Here is a 16,007-nt window from a genome sequence, read left to right as displayed (position 1 = left end):
CATGTTGAGTCCTTACATGTCGCCTATCGAGCGGGTCTGGTTCTACAGCTTGCGTATCCTCTGCGGGCTGATCCTGCTGTTCCTGGTGTTGCCGGTGCTGGTCATCATTCCACTGTCATTCAACTCGGGCAGTTTTCTGGTCTACCCGCTGCAGGGCTTCTCGCTGCACTGGTATCAGGACTTCTTCGCTTCGGCGGAGTGGATGCGCGCACTGAAGAACAGCATCATCGTTGCGCCAGCGGCCATGGTGCTGGCAATGGTCTTCGGTACGTTGGCCTCGATTGGCCTGACCCGTGGCGACTTCCCTGGTAAATCGCTGGTGATGGCATTGGTGATTTCGCCGATGGTGGTGCCGGTGGTGATCATCGGTGTGGCCAGCTACCTGTTCTTCGCACCGCTGGGCATGGGAAACAGCTTCATTTCGCTGATCCTGGTGCATGCCGTGCTGGGTGTGCCGTTTGTGATCATCACGGTTTCGGCAACCCTGCAGGGCTTCAACCATAACCTGGTGCGTGCAGCGGCCAGCCTGGGTGCATCGCCATTGACAGCGTTCCGCCGTGTGACCCTGCCATTGATTGCACCTGGCGTCATTTCCGGAGCCTTGTTCGCCTTTGCGACCTCGTTCGACGAAGTGGTGGTCACCCTGTTCCTTGCTGGCCCGCAGCAGGCGACCTTGCCACGGCAAATGTTCAGCGGTATCCGTGAGAACCTGAGCCCGACCATTGCGGCGGCCGCGACCTTGCTGATTGCATTCTCGGTGCTCCTGCTGCTGACCCTGGAATGGTTGCGTGGGCGTAGCGAAAAACTGCGCACCCAGCAGCCGGCTTGATGCCTGTGCCCCTCAGGTGCAAAACCTGGGGGGCACGCCTTGGTACCTGTTTGTCGCTGTGATTGATACCGGTCAGCCCTTGGCCGGTCGCTTGAGCTACAATGCGCACCACCGTGATTTCTGCCCTACAGGTGCGCCATGCAGCCCTACGCTATTGCCCCCTCCATTCTCTCTGCCGATTTCGCTCGCCTGGGCGAGGAAGTCGACAATGTGCTGGAGGCCGGAGCCGACATCGTTCACTTCGATGTCATGGATAACCACTACGTCCCCAACCTGACTATCGGCCCGATGGTCTGCAGTGCGCTGCGCAAGTATGGCGTCACCGCGCCGATCGACGTGCACCTGATGGTCAGCCCGGTAGATCGCATCATTGGCGATTTCATTGAAGCCGGTGCGACGTACATCACTTTCCACCCAGAAGCTTCCCAGCACATCGACCGCTCGCTGCAACTGATCCGTGATGGTGGCTGCAAGGCGGGCCTGGTGTTCAACCCGGCAACATCGCTCGATGCCTTGAAGTACGTCATGGACAAGGTCGACATGGTCCTGTTGATGAGCGTTAACCCAGGCTTTGGTGGGCAGAAGTTCATTCCCGGCACCCTCGACAAGCTGCGTGAGGCTCGCGCGCTGATCCAGGCCAGTGGTCGCGATATCCGTCTGGAAATCGATGGCGGCGTCAACGTCAACAACATCCGCGAGATCGCTGCTGCTGGCGCTGACACCTTTGTTGCGGGCTCTGCGATCTTCAATGCGCCGGACTACCGCGAAGTCATCGCCAAAATGCATGCTGAACTGGCTTTGGCACGGCCATGAGTGGTTTCGAGCAGCTGTTCCCGGGCAGCCTTCCCAGGCTGGTAATGTTCGATCTGGATGGCACGCTGATCGACTCCGTACCGGACCTGGCGGTCGCTGTGGACCAGATGCTGCTCGAAATGGGCCGTCGTCCGGTTGGCCTTGAGGCTGTACGCCAATGGGTCGGTAACGGCGCTGCGGTACTGGTACGCCGCGCCTTGGCCGGTGGCCTGGATCACTCCGCCGTCGATGAAGACGAGGCGGAGAAGGGCCTGGAGATTTTCATGCAGGCCTATGCTGAAAACCATGCGCTGTCGGCGGTTTACCCTGGCGTGAAGGATACGCTGCGTTGGTTGCGCAAGCAGGGCGTGGAAATGGCTCTGATCACCAACAAGCCTGAACGCTTTGTTGGCCCGTTACTGGACCAGATGAAAATCGGCCGTTATTTTCGCTGGATCATCGGCGGCGATACCTTGCCGCAGCAGAAGCCAGACCCGGCAGCGCTGATGTTCGTTATGAAAATGGCGAATGTGCCGCCAGAAAACGCGCTGTTTGTCGGTGATTCGCGCAGCGATGTGCTGGCGGCGAAGGCTGCTGGCGTCAAGTGTGTTGCACTCAGCTATGGCTATAACCATGGTCGTCCGATAGCCGAGGAGTCACCCACATTGGTGATTGATGACCTTCGTGCACTCTTGCCTGGTTGCTTAGAAGCAGACACTGAGCTAATGTCGGACGTTCAATCCCCCCCTGATAGAGATTCCATCGTGGTGGTCACCTGCAAACTCTGGATGAAAGTCATCAAGGCACTGGCCCGTTGGCGTTGGCGCGCCTGACTTCTATCTAGCCGGCTTGACCCGGCACGTTTGCTTGCCCGACCCATAGCTCCTTGCCACGAGGCTATCATGACCCGCGAAGAATTCCTGCGCCTGGCCGCAGCCGGCTACAACCGCATTCCGCTTGCCTGCGAAACCCTGGCCGACTTCGATACGCCGCTGTCCATTTACCTGAAGCTGGCCGACCAGCCCAACTCCTACCTGCTCGAATCCGTGCAGGGCGGGGAAAAATGGGGGCGTTATTCCATCATTGGCTTGCCGTGCCGCACGGTGTTGCGTGTGCATGACTATCAGGTTCGCATCAGCCATGACGGTGTAGAAGTCGAGCAGCATGATGTCGACGATCCGTTGGCATTCGTCGAGGCCTTCAAAGATCGCTACAAGGTGCCAACGATCGCTGGTCTGCCGCGTTTCGACGGCGGTCTGGTGGGGTACTTTGGCTATGACTGCGTGCGCTATGTGGAAAAGCGCCTGGGCAAATGCCCGAATCCAGACCCGTTGGGTGTGCCGGATATTTTGCTGATGGTTTCTGATGCCGTCGTGGTGTTCGACAACCTGGCCAGCAAGATCCATGCAATCGTGCTGGTCGACCCGGCGCAGGAAAACGCCTACGAAGAAGGTCAGGCGCGCCTCGAGCAATTACTCGAGCAACTGCGTCAGCCGATCACGCCGCGCCGTGGCCTGGATTTCAAGGGGTTGCAGGCTGCCGAGCCCGCATTCCGCTCCAGTTTCACGCAGGACGACTACGAGCGTGCTGTCGATACCATCAAGGAGTACATCCTGGCGGGCGACTGCATGCAGGTTGTGCCGTCGCAGCGTATGTCCATTGATTTCAGTGCCGCGCCTATCGACCTGTACCGTGCGCTGCGCTGCTTCAACCCGACGCCGTACATGTACTTCTTCAACTTTGGCGACTTCCACGTCGTTGGCAGTTCGCCGGAAGTACTGGTGCGCGTCGAGGACAACCTGGTCACCGTACGTCCAATCGCCGGTACTCGTCCACGCGGTGCAACCGAAGAAGCCGACCGTGCCCTGGAAGAAGACCTGCTGTCCGATGACAAGGAAATCGCCGAGCACCTGATGCTGATTGATCTGGGGCGTAACGACACCGGTCGGGTATCCGAAACCGGCTCGGTCAAGGTCACCGAGAAAATGGTGATCGAGCGCTACTCCAATGTGATGCATATTGTCTCTAACGTTACTGGTCAACTGAAGGAAGGTCTTTCGGCTATGGATGCGCTACGCGCGATTCTTCCGGCGGGTACCTTGTCGGGTGCGCCGAAGATCCGTGCGATGGAGATCATCGATGAGCTGGAGCCGGTAAAGCGCGGCGTGTATGGCGGTGCGGTCGGTTACCTCGCCTGGAACGGCAACATGGATACCGCCATCGCGATCCGCACGGCGGTGATCAAGGACGGCGAGTTGCATGTCCAGGCCGGTGGCGGCATCGTCGCCGACTCGGTGCCCGCGCTGGAGTGGGAAGAAACCATCAACAAGCGCCGCGCGATGTTCCGGGCCGTAGCCTTGGCCGAGCAGACGCCACGCCAGTGAAGATGGCGCCTTTTCGGCGCAAGACAGGTATTCAGAGTCAGCAGACTCAAGAGGTTGACCAGATGTTACTGATGATCGACAACTACGACTCCTTCACCTACAACGTCGTGCAGTACCTTGGCGAGTTGGGTGCAGAGGTCAAGGTCATTCGCAATGACGAACTGACCATCGCCCAGATCGAGGCGCTCAAGCCTGAACGCATCGTTGTTTCCCCCGGCCCTTGCACCCCAACTGAAGCGGGTGTGTCGCTGGAGGCAATCAAGTATTTTGCCGGGAAACTGCCCATTCTCGGTGTCTGCCTGGGCCACCAGTCCATCGGCCAGGCCTTTGGCGGGGACGTGGTGCGTGCCCGTCAGGTGATGCACGGCAAAACCAGCCCTGTGTTCCACCGCGACCTCGGCGTATTTGCGGGCCTGAACAATCCGCTCACCGTAACCCGCTACCACTCGCTGGTGGTCAAGCGCGAAACCTTGCCGGAGTGTCTTGAGGTCACCGCCTGGACTGCGCTGGCAGATGGTTCTGTCGATGAAATCATGGGCCTGCGGCACAAGACGCTGAACATCGAAGGGGTGCAGTTCCACCCTGAGTCGATCCTCACTGAACAGGGCCACGAGCTGTTCGCCAACTTCCTCAAGCAGAGCGGCGGCCACCGCTAAGGATCGAACATGGATATCAAGAGCGCGCTGGCCCGTATCGTCAGTCAGTTGGACCTCTCCACCGATGAAATGCGCGACGTCATGCGTCAGATCATGACCGGCCAATGCACCGAAGCGCAGATCGGCGCTTTCATGATGGGGCTGCGCATGAAGAGCGAGAGCATTGACGAAATCGTCGGTGCCGTCTCGGCGATGCGTGAGCTGGCGGATAAAGTTGAACTCAACACCCTTGCCGGTGTTGTCGATGTCGTCGGCACCGGCGGCGACGGCGCGAACATCTTTAATGTCTCTACTGCCTCGTCATTTGTGGTGGCAGCGGCGGGTTGCACGGTTGCCAAGCATGGTAACCGTGCCGTTTCGGGCAAGAGTGGCAGTGCCGACCTGCTTGAGGCCGCCGGTATCTACCTGAACCTGACCCCGGTTCAAGTGGCTCGTTGCATTGACAGCGTTGGTATCGGCTTCATGTTTGCCCAGTCGCACCATGGGGCAATGAAGCACGCTGCCGGCCCTCGCCGTGATCTGGGGTTGCGCACCCTGTTCAACATGATTGGCCCGCTGACGAATCCTGCCGGCGTGAAGCACCAGGTGGTCGGTGTGTTTAGTCAAGCGCTGTGCCGGCCGTTGGCCGAAGTGCTGCAACGCTTGGGCAGCAAACATGTACTGGTGGTGCATTCAAAGGACGGTCTGGACGAGTTCAGCCTGGCCGCGCCGACCTTTGTGGCGGAATTGAAGAACGACCAGATTACCGAGTATTGGGTCGAGCCTGAAGACCTTGGCATGAAAAGCCAGAGTCTGCATGGGCTGTCGGTTGAAAGCCCGGCGGCTTCGCTGGAGCTGATTCGCGATGCCTTGGGCCGACGCAAGACTGAAAACGGTCAGAAGGCTGCAGAAATGATCGTGCTTAATGCGGGCGCAGCACTGTACGCCGCAGACCACGCCTCTTCGCTCAAAGAGGGCGTCGCGTTGGCACATGATGCGCTGCACACCGGTCTTGCCCGCGAAAAACTTGAGGAGCTGGGTGCGTTTACCGCTGTATTCAAGCAGGAGAATGAAGGATGAGTGTGCCGACGGTTCTGGAAAAAATCCTCGCGCGCAAGGTCGAAGAAGTCGCTGAGCGCAGTGCCCGGGTGAGCCTGGCCGAACTTGAGCGTCTGGCGGCCAGCGCCGATGCGCCTCGTGGTTTTGCCAAGGCGCTGATCGAGCAGGCGGCACGCAAGCAGCCAGCGGTTATTGCTGAAATCAAGAAAGCTTCGCCGAGCAAGGGTGTCATTCGCGAGCACTTCGTTCCGGCCGACATCGCGGTCAGTTACCAGAAGGGTGGGGCAACCTGCCTGTCGGTACTGACCGACATCGACTACTTCCAGGGCGCTGATGTGTATTTGCAGCAGGCCCGAGCGGCTTGTGCCTTGCCCGTTATCCGCAAGGATTTCATGATCGATCCTTACCAGATCGTCGAAGCGCGAGCCCTGGGTGCTGACTGCGTACTGCTGATCGTTTCCGCGTTGGACGACGTGAAGATGGCTGAGCTGGCGGCCACTGCCAAAGGTGTCGGCCTCGATGTATTGGTCGAAGTGCATGATGGTGATGAGCTCGATCGGGCATTGAGCGTCCTTGATACCCCGCTGGTTGGTGTCAACAACCGTAACCTGCACACCTTTGAGGTGAGCCTGGAAACGACGCTCGACCTGTTGCCACGCATTCCGCGTGATCGTCTGGCAATTACTGAAAGCGGCATTCTGACCCGTGCCGACGTCGAGCTGATGGAAGTCAATGAGGTGTATTCCTTCCTGGTCGGCGAAGCGTTCATGCGCGCGGACAATCCAGGTTATGAACTGCAGCGTCTGTTCTTTCCTGAGCGTGTGCCACAGAACCAGGTTCCAGGTCTGGACTGATCAACCCCTGAAGCCGGCGATGCCGGCTTTTTTGTATCGACAAGGTTAATGCGATGAACGATCAACCTGTTGCCGTGACCGTTGAAGCTGGCCTGCGTGCCGAGCAGGATTTGCTGGCCGCTGTGTGTCGAGGTGAGCAAGACCATGGTGTGTTGTTCTGGCGCCCGACTGACCGGGCCTTGGTCATGCCTCGGCGCATGAGTCGCCTGGAGGGCTTCGAGGCGGCCTGTGCGGAACTGGCGATTGCCGGCTGGCCGATATTGTTGCGAGAGACTGGCGGCGAGCCTGTACCGCAATCACCAGCGGTCATCAACATTGCCCTGGTCTATGTTGCGCCGCGCAGTGAGGGTGATCATGGGCGGATCGAAAGCGCCTATGAGCGACTTTGCCAACCCTTGTGCGAGGCCCTGCGTGAGTGGGGCGGGGTTGCTTCGGTCGGAGAGATCGAGGGGGCGTTCTGCGATGGTCGTTACAACGTCAACCTTAATGGTCGCAAACTGGTCGGTACGGCTCAGCGCTGGCGTCAGGGGCTCAATGGCAAGCGGCCTGTCGTGCTGGTGCACGGTGCACTGCTGCTGGATAACGAGCGCGAAACGATGGTCGCCGCAGTGAACCGGTTCAATGAGTGTTGCGAGCTGGAGCAACGTTGTCTGGCCGATAGCCACATTGCCCTGCACGAAGTGGTACCCGAGGCCCCACTGTTTACACAGTTGGCGCAGGCCTATGGCGCGGTGCTTGCGGGTATCGCGAAAGACTAGCGGGTACCGTAGACCACCATGGTCTTGCCCTTGACCTGAACCAGGCTGCGTTCTTCAAGATCCTTTAGCACGCGGCCGACCATCTCCCGTGAGCATCCGACGATCCGGCCGATTTCCTGGCGGGTTATCTTGATCTGCATACCGTCCGGGTGGGTCATTGCGTCGGGTTGCTTGCATAGCTCCAGCAGGCAGCGGGCTACGCGTCCGGTGACGTCGAAAAAGGCCAGGTCGCCTACCTTGCGAGTCGTGTTACGCAGGCGTTGTGCCATCTGGCTGCCGAGCGCGTAGAGAATGTCCGGGTCCTGGCGGGCCAGCTCGCGAAATTTCTCATAGGTGATTTCGGCCACTTCACATTCGCTTTTGGCGCGTACCCAGGCACTGCGTTGCTGTTCTTTGCCCTCGGGTTCAAAGAGCCCAAGTTCACCAAAGAAGTCGCCACTGTTGAGGTAGGCGATGATCATCTCATGGCCTTCATCATCCTCGATCAGGATGGTCACCGAACCCTTGACGATGTACCACAGGGTATGAGCCTCGTCGCCCGCGCAAATGATGTTGCTCTTGGCGGTGAAATGCCGACGCTGACAATGAGCAAGCAACTTGTCGATGTTCTTGATCTTGGCTGGGAGGTTCAAGGCAACCATGGCTGAATTCCGGAAAGAAGCGATGCGTGGACACTTTTGTAAGTAGCCTGGCTTTTGCGCCAGTGATTTGGCGTCAGCTTATCAGACGCGTGTTCCTGTATCGGCACATTTCCTTGAACGCTTAGCTTTTCCGACGTGCCCGCAGGGTCTAAGCTGGCAGCCTTTTTCATGTTTAATGGAGTCCAGGTATGAAGGCGCGTATCCAGTGGGCTGGCGAAGCCATGTTTCTCGGCGAGTCAGGCAGTGGCCATGTGGTGGTCATGGATGGTCCGCCGGAGAGTGGCGGGCGTAATCTGGGCGTTCGGCCGATGGAGATGCTGCTGCTGGGTCTGGGCGGTTGCAGCAACTTCGATGTGGTCAGCATCTTGAAGAAGTCGCGGCAGGCAGTAGAAAGCTGTGAAGCGTTCCTGGAGGCTGAGCGTGCGAGTGAAGACCCCAAGGTATTCACCAAGATACATCTGCGCTTTGTGGTCAAGGGCCGTGGTTTGAAAGAGGCTCAGGTCAAACGTGCGGTTGAGCTGTCTGCCGAGAAGTATTGCTCGGCTTCGATCATGCTGGGGCGTGCGGGTGTCGAGATTACTCACGCCTATGAAATCGTCGAGCTGGGTTGAGTCGACATTCAACTATCATAAAAGCGGCGCACACTCTGGCAGACCGGGCTTCAGGTCTGCATAATGCGCCCCTTTTTCAGGGCTTTGGCCCTGTCTCGGACCTGCTCCGACCAGACAACCAAAATCGCCATCGCGAAGAGGTGTTAACCGTCCTACGCAGGTGCGTCGTTCGCATCTGACGGGCATGCTTGATCACGCGGCCGGGCCGCACACATATAGAGAGTTTTCAACGGTGAAAAGCAAACTCAAGCTCCACGGGTTCAACAACCTGACAAAGACCTTGAGCTTCAACATCTATGATATCTGCTATGCAGAGTCCCCTCAGGACCTGCAGGCCTACGTCGAGTACATCAACCAAGAGTACGACGCCGAACGCCTGACGCAGATTCTCACCGATGTGGTTGATATCATTGGTGCCAATATCCTGAACATTGCCCGTCAGGATTACGAGCCACAAGGCGCCAGCGTGACCATTCTGATCTCTGAACAACCGGTCACCCCGACCGACAGCCAGATCGAAGAGTCGCCGGGCCCATTGCCAGATACCATTCTGGCCCACCTCGACAAGAGCCATATCACTGTTCACACCTACCCGGAAATTCATCCGGTGGATGGCATCGCTACCTTCCGTGTGGATATCGATGTGTCGACCTGCGGGGTTATTTCACCGCTCAAGGCGCTCAACTACCTGATTCACCAGTTCGATTCGGACATCGTGACTGTGGATTACCGTGTGCGCGGTTTCACCCGTGACATCGAAGGGAAGAAGCACTTCATCGATCACGAGATCAACTCGATCCAGAACTACCTCTCTGAAGATACCAAGTCCGCTTACCAGTTGACGGACGTCAATGTGTATCAGGAGAACCTGTTCCACACCAAGATGCTGCTCAAGGACTTCGAACTGGACAACTACCTGTTCGGCGACGCGACCAACAACTTGTCTGCAGAACAGCGCGCGCAGGTGACTGAGCGTGTAAAACACGAAATGCTGGAAATCTTTTACGCTCGCAACATGCCAGCGTAAATTTCCAGGCAAAAAAAGGGGCCCTTGCGAGGGCCCCTTTTTTATTTTCGTCAGTTGCTCCGGTTGTTGCGCTGCATTTAGCGGCGCAATCCGGGCAGAAAATCCACGATGGCAGTTGGCAGCAGGGTACGTAGGGCGGTACTCAAGCGCTCGCGGTGTTTCTGGTAGAACACGCCAAGGCCAATAATCGCGATCCCGATCAGGCTCAGTACCAGCGGGAACAGCAGTGAGTCAGCGAACACATCATAGGACAGGTACCCCAGGTAAGCCGCCACACCCAGTGCCCCGAACACCATGAACACGGGGCGGCGCAGCAAAAGAGCCACGGCCATCAAGCCAAGGTTGATCAGGCAGTACATGGCCTTGCCCCATTCGCTGCCGCTGTCCATCAATGTCAAACCGCCCCAGAAGGCTGCGAGCCCGGCCAGATAGCCCCAGAAGGCATAGTCCTGGCGGCTGCGCCCATCAATCCAGACGCATACCAGCAGCAAACCGAGGCCGAACCACAGCGAGACTTCTCGACGCTGATCCCAACTGAATCCGTCACCGTAGACCCACTCGGTCAGGTCCATTGACATGAACCAGAGGGCGATCGCCATTGGCATCACAATAAACGGGAAGGGCACCAGGCGCAGCATCAGCAGGCCGGCAACCACTGCCGCAACTTCCATCAACAACCACCCACCTTGTACATAACGGTAGTAGTTCTGGTAGTCACCTTGGCTGTCGTCCATGGGCCAGAAACCGCTAAGGCGTTCGAGTGCGAACACTGCCAACGGCACAATGCTCACCGCCACGGCAGCGAGCAGCCCACCAGGGATTACCTGCCCACTGCGGTGCATGGCCTTGCCGGCCAGGGTGAGCAGGGCGATGTAGCTCAGTGCGACCAGCAGCAGGGCGCTGTCACCGATACTCATCCAGGCTTCGGTCAATAGCCAGCCCATGGCGCCCATGATCAGTAGTGCGCCAAAGTAATAGGCGACATGCGCCAGTTGGAAGCTGGCACGCTCTTGCGGTTGCTGCTTGAGAAAGTCCAGCAGGGCCTGATCCTGGCCTGGCTGGAGAATCCCCGCAGCTACGGCACGGGCAAGATCTTGAGCATCGAAGCGGTCAGCCATGATGGTCACATACGGTAGGTGCTTTTAGTCATGACCTTTGCCATAAGGCTCATCCCGAACTTGATCGGCGCAGGGAAGCGGAAGCCCCCAGCGTCCAGTGCGGACTCGGCGTGGTGTGCTTCATCGATGCGCATCTGCTCGAGGATAGCCCGTGATTTCTCATCTTCGGCTGGAATTTGCTCCAGGTGCTCATCCAGGTGCTTGCACACTTGATGCTCGGTAGCTGCGACGAACCCCAGGCTGACTTTGTCGCTGATCAGCCCGGCCACTGCGCCGATGCCGAATGACATGCCATAGAACAACGGGTTTAGCACACTGGGGTGGCTGCCAAGTTGGCGAATGCGCTGTTCGCACCAGGCCAGGTGATCGATTTCTTCTTCGGCTGCATGTTCCATTGCCTTGCGTACCTGCGGCAGCTTTGCCGTCAGTGCCTGGCCTTGATACAGCGCTTGAGCACAGACCTCGCCGGTATGGTTGATGCGCATCAGGCCCGCTACATGGCGCGTTTGTTCGTCGTCCATGTCACTGTCGGGCTGGATGATCGCCGGAGACGGGCGGGAAGGTTGGCCGCTGAAGGGCAGCAAGGTGCGCATGGCAGTGTCGGCCTGCAGCAACAAGCGGTCGAGCGGCGAGTAGTGACGTTCGGTAGCCATCGGGCACCTCCGCAAGAATGTGCCCGATAGTTTACCCCAATCCAGATGACACGGCTTGCGTTGGATCAGCCCGGCGGCCAGTGCATCTGGCGTTGACCGAGCACGTGCATATGGATGTGGTAGACGGTCTGACCGCCCAGCTCATTGCAGTTCATGACCACGCGAAAACCGTCTTCGCAGCCCAGCTCTTTGGCCAGGCGCTGAGCGGTGAAGAGGATATGGCCAGCCAGGCCTTTGTCTTCTTCGGTCAGGTCATTGAGGGTACGGATAGGCTTTTTCGGGATAACCAGAAAGTGTACGGGGGCCTGTGGTGCGATATCGTGGAAGGCCAGAACCTGGTCGTCCTCGTAGATGATCTTGGCCGGGATCTCCCGGTTGATGATCTTGGTGAAGAGAGTCTCCACAACGCTTGCTCCATGGTGGTAGTCTGGCCTGAGTGTACTCAGCGCAGGGCCTGCCGCCCAGCCTCTATTCGATTCTGCTTGGGCGATAGCGTTGGTTGATGGCACCGGCCAGCTTGCGTGTGAGCCAGCGCGAGAGCATTCGCGGGCTGAATGCAAGCCAGCGATTGCGCCGACCGGGAAGGATCAAAGCGCGGTTTTTTTCCAGCGCTCGAACGGTATACAGCGCCACTTCCTCGGCGCTCAGGCAGCGCTTGCTGTTGTCCAGGCGTGGAATACGGCGTCTGGACGAGCGCACCGGGCCGGGGCAGAGGACTGAAACCTTGATGCCGGTGCGCTTGAGTTCTTCGCGTAGCCCTTCGGAGAAGTGCAGAACATACGCCTTGCTTGCGGCATAGCTGCTCATCCAGGGGCCAGGCGCAAACGCCGCGAGGGAGGCAACGTTGAGGATCTGCCCTCCGCCCTGAACCGCCATGGCGTTACCCAGCGCGTGGCAAAGGCGGGTAAGGGCGAGAATGTTCACTTCGATCAGGTCCTGCTCGTCTGCCCATTCCTGAGCGAGGAACGGACCATAGGAGCGGATGCCCGCACAGTTCACCAGCAGATCGATTTGCCGTTCGCCTTCTTCGAGCTCAAGTAGAAAGCCAGACAGACGCAGCGGCTCGCCGAGATCGCAGGCGCGGAAAAGAACTTCTACACCGAAACGTTGAGTCAGTTCGATGGCGACAGGTTCAAGCAGGTCGCGTTGTCGTGCCACCAGAATCAGGTTGCGCCCCCGCCTGGCCAGTGCTTCGGCCAGTGCCAGGCCGAGGCCGCTGGAGGCACCGGTGATCATGGCGTAACGGGTCATGCAGTTCTCCAATCAGGGGGGGCGTTGTTCAAGGCGCGTAGTTTACAGGTTGGGGTCGGCGCAGCCACTACCGCTACGTACAGGCGTTGCGCCTGCAGTGCGGGTAGTAGCCGACGAGGTTCGGCTTAGAACGGTTTGACCACCACCAGGATGACGATACCCAGCAGAATCAGCACGGGCACCTCATTGAACCAGCGGTAGTAGACGTGGCTGCGAGTGTTTTCTCCACGTGCAAAGCGTTTCAGCTGGGCGCCGCACATATGGTGGTAGCCGGTCAACAGCACGATAAGTGTCAGCTTGGCGTGCATCCAGCCTTGGCTCATGAAGCCGGGGTTCAAGCTAAGCAGCCAGATGCCAAAGATGAAAGTGGCGATCATCGCCGGCCCCATGATGCCCCGGTACAGCTTGCGCTCCATGGTCACGAAACGTTCCTGGCTGATGCTGTCCTGGCTCTGGGCGTGATAGACGAAGAGCCGGGGCAAATAGAACAGCCCGGCAAACCAGCACACCACGCTGACGATGTGTAGGGCCTTGATCCATAGATAAAGCATGTTTTGCAGTTCCTTCAGGGTTCACGGTGGTCGGATAGTAGTGGCTGTGGGTGGCCCCCGTCATCTCAACGGTTGTTACCAAAGCGACAGCCCCATATTATCGCTGGCTTTACACTCTACAGTCGGTTCGTTCAGAAGGGGCACGCGTTATGGTCAAGGTCGGTATCGTCGGCGGCACGGGTTACACTGGTGTCGAGCTGCTGCGTCTGTTGGCACAGCATCCACAGGCAGAGGTGGCGGTGATCACATCGCGATCAGAAGCAGGGCTGGCCGTCGCCGACATGTACCCGAACCTGCGCGGCCACTACGATGGCCTTGCCTTCAGCGTGCCCGACAGCAAGGCATTGGCAGCATGCGACGTGGTCTTCTTTGCCACGCCACATGGTGTAGCCCATGCGCTGGCTGGGGAGCTCCTGGCAGCCGGTACCAAGGTGATCGACCTCTCTGCGGACTTCCGTTTGCAGGATGCTGACGAGTGGGCCAAGTGGTATGGCCAGCCACACGGTGCACCTGAACTGCTCAAGGATGCGGTCTATGGCTTACCCGAGGTCAACCGTGAGCAGATTCGCCAGGCTCGCCTGATTGCCGTCCCAGGTTGCTATCCAACCGCTACCCAATTGGGATTCCTGCCACTGCTTGAGGCCGGCATTGCTGATACCTCGCGCCTGATCGCCGACTGCAAGTCCGGTGTCAGTGGTGCTGGCCGTGGCGCCAGCGTAGGGTCGCTGTTCTGCGAAGCCGGTGAAAGCATGAAGGCATACGCGGTCAAAGGGCACCGTCACCTCCCAGAAATTAGCCAAGGCTTGCGCCGTGCTGCCGGTGGTGATGTCGGTCTGACCTTTGTGCCGCATCTGACGCCAATGATCCGGGGTATCCACTCGACCCTGTACGCCACCGTTGCCGATACCTCGGTTGACCTGCAAGCGCTGTTCGAAAAACGTTATGCAGATGAGCCGTTTGTCGATGTCATGCCAGCCGGCAGCCACCCGGAAACCCGTAGCGTGCGGGGTGCCAACGTTTGCCGTATTGCGGTTCATCGGCCACAAGGTGGTGACCTGGTCGTAGTGCTCTCGGTCATCGATAACCTGGTCAAGGGCGCGTCGGGTCAGGCGGTACAGAACCTGAACATCCTTTTTGGCCTGGACGAGCGCATGGGTCTGTCTCATGCGGGGCTGTTGCCTTAATCACCTTTAAAGTGCGGGAAACCACACGTGGGAGACGCTTGCAGTGTCGTTTCACGTGTGGCGTGGGTCTGCTTCAATTCTTGACCAATTTTCTCGGAGAAGCGGATAATGCCTGTCATCACGCATTATGGCGGCACAGCGCCGGGAGATAGTCAGCATGAGCGTCGAATCCTTCACCCCTACGGCCTTGCAATTCACGCAGGGCGCCGCGCACAAGGTGAAGACCCTGGTCGATGAAGAGGGTAATGATCGTCTGAAGTTGCGAGTGTTCGTAACGGGCGGCGGTTGCTCCGGCTTTCAGTATGGTTTCACCTTTGATGAAGACGTTGCCGAAGACGATACTGTCGTGGAGCGCGAAGGCGTTGCCTTGGTTGTCGATCCGATGAGCTTCCAGTACCTGGCAGGTGCCGAAGTGGATTACCAGGAAGGTTTGGAAGGCTCGCGTTTCGTGATCAAGAACCCTAACGCTACCACCACCTGTGGTTGCGGTTCTTCGTTTTCGATCTAAGGCCGGGTGTCTACTGCTAACGCCGCGCACTTGCGCGGCGTTTTGCTTTGCGCTTCAGGCAGAGTAGATGGCGCCAAGTACCCGAGGGCCGCGGGCGCCGGTGACGCTGGGGCGATTGCCCGCAATGCCTTCCAGGCAGCAATGAGCCAACCAGGCGAATGCCATCGCCTCTACCCAGTCCGGATCGACGCCGCAAGCGTCAGTGCTGCTGACCCGCGCACCGGGAAGCAACTTGGCCAAGCGCTGTATCAGCACGTCGTTGTGCGCGCCGCCCCCGCATACCAACAGTACCTGTGTCCCCGGTTGGGCTGCCTGCAGTGAGTTGATGATGCTTTGTGCGGTCAACTCCAGCAGTGTGGCCTGTACGTCGGCATCGTTGTGGATGGGTTGTGAGCTGAGGTGGTGCTTGAGCCATGGAAGGTTAAACACTTCCCTGCCTGTGCTCTTGGGGCCGGTTTCCGCGAAGAACGGGTCACTGAGCAAGGCAGACAGCAAGCTCGGAATGACCGTCCCACTCGCAGCCCAAGCACCCCCTGCATCGAAGCTAAGCCCCTTGCAGTCTTGAATCCAGGCGTCCAGCAGTACGTTGCCCGGACCACAGTCAAAGCCTCTGACTGGCATGCCGTGCTCGATCAGGCTGAGGTTGCTGAAACCACCGACATTGAGTACTGCCAGGCGTTCGCCTGGGTGCTCGAACAGCGATTCATGGAAGGCGGGTACCAGAGGGGCGCCCTGGCCGCCTGCGGCGACGTCGCGGCGTCGGAAGTCACTGACGACGCTGATGCCCGTGAGCTCGGCTAGCAGGGCTGGGTTGCCGATCTGCACAGTGAAGCCGCGCGCCGGTTCATGCCGAATGGTCTGGCCGTGGCTGCCAATGGCGCGAATGGCACTGGGTTGCAGGTGCTGAGTACTCAGCAATTGTTGGATTCCGGTCGCTGCCAGTGCCACCCACTCATTTTCGGCAAGTGCTGCCCGGGCGACTTCATCCGGCCCGCTGGCGCACAACGCCAGTAGCGACTGGCGAAGCGTGTCCGGCATGGGGATGTAATGCGTGGCGAGTAGCGTTGGCTTGAGCTGTTGCGCTTGCTCGATCAATGCGATGTCCAGGCCGTCAAGGCTGGTCCCGGACATCACCCCCAGATAGAGAGGCAT

The 16,007-nt window shown here is 58.8% G+C and carries 19 protein-coding genes; 12 read left to right on the top strand and 7 right to left on the bottom strand.

The features are described from left to right. Position 1: 1 nt before the first annotated feature. The 8 genes from CS390_RS22275 (at position 2) to CS390_RS22240 (ending at position 7,311) form a co-directional block, all read left to right on the top strand. Entirely contained in the window at positions 2-829 is an 828-nt protein-coding gene (locus tag CS390_RS22275; RefSeq protein WP_065759019.1) for an ABC transporter permease, read from the top strand. Between the two features lie 138 nt (positions 830-967). Continuing rightward, on the top strand, positions 968-1,642 hold the full coding sequence (gene rpe, locus CS390_RS22270) for a ribulose-phosphate 3-epimerase (protein ID WP_065759018.1): 675 nt from the start codon (positions 968-970) through the stop codon (positions 1,640-1,642). Then, positions 1,639-2,454 carry a phosphoglycolate phosphatase gene (locus tag CS390_RS22265; protein WP_065759017.1) on the top strand — a complete coding sequence of 272 codons (816 nt, stop codon included), beginning with the start codon at positions 1,639-1,641 and terminating at the stop codon, positions 2,452-2,454. Before rpe ends, CS390_RS22265 begins: the two co-directional genes overlap by 4 nt. Before the next feature lie 69 nt (positions 2,455-2,523). Then, complete coding sequence (trpE, locus tag CS390_RS22260) at positions 2,524-4,005, top strand: anthranilate synthase component I (RefSeq protein WP_065759016.1); 1,482 nt, start codon at positions 2,524-2,526, stop codon at positions 4,003-4,005. Between the two features lie 62 nt (positions 4,006-4,067). Then, positions 4,068-4,661 (top strand): aminodeoxychorismate/anthranilate synthase component II, encoded by a 594-nt coding sequence (locus CS390_RS22255; protein WP_065759050.1) that lies wholly within the window; start codon positions 4,068-4,070, stop codon positions 4,659-4,661. A gap of 9 nt (positions 4,662-4,670) precedes the next feature. Further along, positions 4,671-5,720, top strand: a complete 1,050-nt coding sequence (gene trpD / locus CS390_RS22250) for an anthranilate phosphoribosyltransferase (protein ID WP_065759015.1) — start codon at positions 4,671-4,673, stop codon at positions 5,718-5,720. Further along, positions 5,717-6,553 carry an indole-3-glycerol phosphate synthase TrpC gene (gene trpC / locus CS390_RS22245; protein ID WP_065759014.1) on the top strand — a complete coding sequence of 279 codons (837 nt, stop codon included), beginning with the start codon at positions 5,717-5,719 and terminating at the stop codon, positions 6,551-6,553. Before trpD ends, trpC begins: the two co-directional genes overlap by 4 nt. 53 nt (positions 6,554-6,606) lie before the next feature. Further along, positions 6,607-7,311: a lipoate--protein ligase family protein gene (locus CS390_RS22240; protein WP_065759013.1), complete on the top strand. Its 705-nt coding sequence runs from the start codon at positions 6,607-6,609 to the stop codon at positions 7,309-7,311. Here CS390_RS22240 and crp read toward each other — a convergent pair. Continuing rightward, the gene (gene crp / locus CS390_RS22235; protein ID WP_065759012.1) at positions 7,308-7,952 is read right to left on the bottom strand and encodes a cAMP-activated global transcriptional regulator CRP; all 645 of its coding nucleotides are present in this window, start codon (positions 7,950-7,952) and stop codon (positions 7,308-7,310) included. The genes CS390_RS22240 and crp overlap by 4 nt on opposite strands. 188 nt (positions 7,953-8,140) lie before the next feature. On the opposite strand from crp, the gene CS390_RS22230 reads away from it, so the two are divergent. Together CS390_RS22230 and speD are read left to right on the top strand one after the other, a co-directional pair. Continuing rightward, the gene (locus CS390_RS22230) at positions 8,141-8,563 is read left to right on the top strand and encodes an OsmC family protein (protein WP_065759011.1); all 423 of its coding nucleotides are present in this window, start codon (positions 8,141-8,143) and stop codon (positions 8,561-8,563) included. 232 nt (positions 8,564-8,795) lie between these two features. Further along, entirely contained in the window at positions 8,796-9,590 is a 795-nt protein-coding gene (gene speD / locus CS390_RS22225) for an adenosylmethionine decarboxylase (protein WP_065759010.1), read from the top strand. 77 nt (positions 9,591-9,667) lie between these two features. Here the strand turns inward: speD and CS390_RS22220 are convergent, their stop codons facing one another. From CS390_RS22220 to hemJ, 5 genes are all read right to left on the bottom strand, one after another. Next, complete coding sequence (locus CS390_RS22220; RefSeq protein ID WP_065759049.1) at positions 9,668-10,708, bottom strand: DUF2157 domain-containing protein; 1,041 nt, start codon at positions 10,706-10,708, stop codon at positions 9,668-9,670. 5 nt (positions 10,709-10,713) lie between these two features. Then, positions 10,714-11,361, bottom strand: a complete 648-nt coding sequence (gene coq7 / locus CS390_RS22215; RefSeq protein WP_099775979.1) for a 2-polyprenyl-3-methyl-6-methoxy-1,4-benzoquinone monooxygenase — start codon at positions 11,359-11,361, stop codon at positions 10,714-10,716. Positions 11,362-11,426: 65 nt separating this feature from the next. Beyond that, entirely contained in the window at positions 11,427-11,765 is a 339-nt protein-coding gene (locus CS390_RS22210; protein ID WP_028942126.1) for a histidine triad nucleotide-binding protein, read from the bottom strand. Between the two features lie 64 nt (positions 11,766-11,829). Then, positions 11,830-12,612 carry an SDR family oxidoreductase gene (locus tag CS390_RS22205; RefSeq protein WP_065759008.1) on the bottom strand — a complete coding sequence of 261 codons (783 nt, stop codon included), beginning with the start codon at positions 12,610-12,612 and terminating at the stop codon, positions 11,830-11,832. 125 nt (positions 12,613-12,737) lie between these two features. Continuing rightward, positions 12,738-13,163, bottom strand: coding sequence for a protoporphyrinogen oxidase HemJ (hemJ, locus tag CS390_RS22200; RefSeq protein ID WP_065759007.1), 426 nt, complete (start codon positions 13,161-13,163; stop codon positions 12,738-12,740). A 149-nt stretch (positions 13,164-13,312) separates the two neighbouring features. Between hemJ and argC the strand changes: the two genes are divergently transcribed. Next, on the top strand, positions 13,313-14,347 hold the full coding sequence (gene argC / locus CS390_RS22195) for an N-acetyl-gamma-glutamyl-phosphate reductase (protein WP_065759006.1): 1,035 nt from the start codon (positions 13,313-13,315) through the stop codon (positions 14,345-14,347). A 157-nt stretch (positions 14,348-14,504) separates the two neighbouring features. Beyond that, complete coding sequence (erpA, locus tag CS390_RS22190; protein WP_065759005.1) at positions 14,505-14,855, top strand: iron-sulfur cluster insertion protein ErpA; 351 nt, start codon at positions 14,505-14,507, stop codon at positions 14,853-14,855. Between the two features lie 54 nt (positions 14,856-14,909). Here erpA and CS390_RS22185 read toward each other — a convergent pair whose 3' ends face one another. After that, positions 14,910-16,007 carry an anhydro-N-acetylmuramic acid kinase gene (locus CS390_RS22185; RefSeq protein WP_099775977.1) on the bottom strand — a complete coding sequence of 366 codons (1,098 nt, stop codon included), beginning with the start codon at positions 16,005-16,007 and terminating at the stop codon, positions 14,910-14,912.

It is taken from the genome of Pseudomonas sp. HLS-6 (assembly GCF_002753995.1).
GTDB classification, from domain to species: domain Bacteria; phylum Pseudomonadota; class Gammaproteobacteria; order Pseudomonadales; family Pseudomonadaceae; genus Aquipseudomonas; species Aquipseudomonas defluvii.
The sequence above is the reverse complement of the archived record's forward strand: the minus strand, read 5'-3'. Positions and strand labels throughout refer to the sequence as shown.